The 2558-nt window shown below is 66.2% G+C and carries 1 protein-coding gene, 1 tRNA gene and 1 pseudogene; all 3 read left to right on the forward strand.

The window, feature by feature from the left end; genetic code table 11:
• A partial coding sequence (locus D7X55_RS38300; RefSeq protein WP_147470391.1) for a class I SAM-dependent methyltransferase occupies positions 1 to 474 on the forward strand: 474 nt, incomplete at its 5' end.
• Positions 475 to 516: 42 nt separating this feature from the next.
• Positions 517 to 615 (forward strand) — tRNA-Sec (locus D7X55_RS38305).
• A 529-nt stretch (positions 616 to 1144) separates the two neighbouring features.
• Positions 1145 to 2385 (forward strand): annotated as a pseudogene (locus tag D7X55_RS38310) (IS3 family transposase).
• Positions 2386 to 2558: the final 173 nt, after the last annotated feature.

The raw sequence follows: 2558 nt of genomic DNA on the forward strand, positions 1-2558 counted from the left end.
GTGTTCGCGCTGGAGTCCGCGATGCACTTCCGGACGCGGCAGGACTTCCTGCGAGAGGCGTTCCGGGTGTTGAAGCCGGGAGGCCGGCTGGTGATGGCGGACATGGCGCAGAAGACGGACCGCGAGTCGGGGGCGGGGCTGCGCGCGAAGCTGCGCTACCGGTACTGGAGGGGGCTGATTGCGTTTCCGGAGGAGAACGTCTGGTCGACGGAGCGCTACCGTGAGGAGCTGCGGCGGGCGGGGTTCCAGGACGTGAAGGTGGAGTCCATCGCGGACGACGTGTACCCGGCGGTGAACACGGCGCTGGTGGCACTGCGGGGGATGACGCAGCTGGAGCGCCAGCCCGGGAGCACGTCCCTGCACCAGGTCCGGGCGGACGTGCACAAGGCGATGCGGATGACACCGGAGCAGCTGCAGTGGCCCGCGCTGTTCAACTGCGACGAGTACGCCGTGGTGTTCGCGCGCAAGCCGTGACGGTGGTTGACGGAGCGGCGCGGAGCGGCGGTAATCGGAAGCGGTAGGGCCTCCGGACCTGGTGGCCGGCCCGGTCTTCAAAACCGGTGAGGGGCTGCGAGAGCAGTCCCTGGCGAGTTCGATTCCCGTGCCCTACCGCCACACTCTTGATCTTTGAACTGGGCAGGTATGCTCGACAACCGGGAAGCCCGAGTCTTGCGGACGAATGCACGGGCGGTCAGTCGGCTATATGTAAATAGCGTATAGCCTTCCACAGACTAGGTCACCTTGCGCATCAGCCGACTAGTCCCATTCTCTCCTATGCGCAGACGGAGTTGTTCTGGAAGAACGTGCCACGAACGTCCGCATGCCTAGCACCTCACTGCGAGAGCGCTCGTCACCGAGGCGCATCGCAAGGGCAAAGAGTGTAATGGACTTATTCCGAGCTTGCGATGCTCGGAGCGGCCTGGCTGCACGGGCATCGCAAATCGAGTCAACGTCGGATGCTTCCGCGGCTAATCACTCTCCTACTTTCCGAAGAAGCCCCGGCAATACTTTGCAACGCCAACCGACGCAGAGTGACGACTGAAACGTATTTGCTCGCCGCCGGTGCGGCGAACGACGAGGAGGAGTCCTCCGCCCCAGGATTTCTTGAGACACCTTTCTGGGGGAATAACCTCCCCCTTGTGAGGTGGATGTGAAGAAGCAGCAGAAGCAGGACAGGACGTCGGAGCGCGGTCGGTTCTCGGCGAAGCGCAAGAAGGAGGCCGTGCTCCGGTTGCTCAAGGGAGAGGAACTCGACGCCCTGTCGCGGGAGCTGGGCGTCACGGCGGCCGTGCTGAGCGAGTGGCGGGAGAAGTTCCTGGCCGGAGCCGAGGCGAACCTCAAGAGCCGCGAGCCGGAAGCGGCGGACGACGAGGTGCTGCGGCTCAAGGCCATGGTGGGCGAGCTGATGATGAAGAACGAGCTGCTGGCCGAGAAGGCGCGGCTCTTGGAGGGAAACGCCCCGGGTTTTCCCTGGAGGAAGTCGAGAGGATGAGCGCCCGGCTCTCGCCTTCCAGCGGCAAGCAGTACGGCCTGGTGCTCGTGACGGCCACCTGGGGCGTGCCTCGCGCCACGGTGTACCGACACCGCGCCCGCCGTCAGTCCACGGATGCGCCGGCGGCTCGGCGCGGCCCCAAGACGGCGCTGACGGACGAGGCGCTGCGGGAGGCCATCCGTGGCGTGCTGGCGGCTTCGCCCTTCCTGGGCGAAGGGCACCGCAAAGTGTGGGCTCGGCTGCGCGTGCAGCACGTACGCACCTCGAAGGCCCGCTGCCTGCGGCTGATGCGCGAGGCGGGACTGCTGGCTCCGGGCCGTGCCCGCCGGGTGCTGGGCCCTCGCAACCACGACGGCACGATTACCACCGACAAGCCCGACGTCATGTGGGGCACCGACGCCACCTGCACGGTGACAACGCGGGAGGGCCAGGCCACCGTCTTCATCGCCATCGACCACGGCACCGCCGAGTGCGTCGGCATCCACGCGGCCAAGGTGGGCACCCGCTTCGAAGCCCTGGAGCCCATCCGCCAGGGCGTCAAGGCCCGCTTCGGTGCGTACGGACAGGGCGTGGCCGCGGGGCTGTCCATCCGCCACGACAACGGCAGCCAGTACACTTCCGATGCCTTCCAGAACGAGCTGCGCTTCCTGGGGGCCGCATCCAGTCCCTCTTTCGTCCGCAGTCCCGAGGGCAACGGCTGCGCCGAGCGATTCATCCGAACCCTCAAGGAGCAGTTGCTCTGGGTGCGCACCTTCTCCACCGTGGAGGAGCTGCGGCGGGCCCTGCTGGAGTGGGCTCACCGGTACAACGAGCACTGGCTGCTGGAGCGCCACCACTTCCTCTCGCCGAGTCAGGCCCGGCGAGCGCTGATGCAGTCGAAGCAGGCGGCCTGATTACAACCAATCTGGTGTCTCAATAATCCGGTGCGGTACAGGAGGAAGCCCTCTCTGCCAAGGTGAGTGAGACAGTCCGTACCCAGCAGTTTAGTGTGCAGGGCGACCCAGGCAGGGACGATGAATCCGGTGGTGGAAGAGGCTCGGGTCAGGGAGACCGAGGTGGTGGAGAA

The sequence above is a fragment of the Corallococcus sp. AB049A genome, assembly GCF_003668885.1.
Classification (GTDB): Bacteria; Myxococcota; Myxococcia; order Myxococcales; family Myxococcaceae; genus Corallococcus; species Corallococcus interemptor.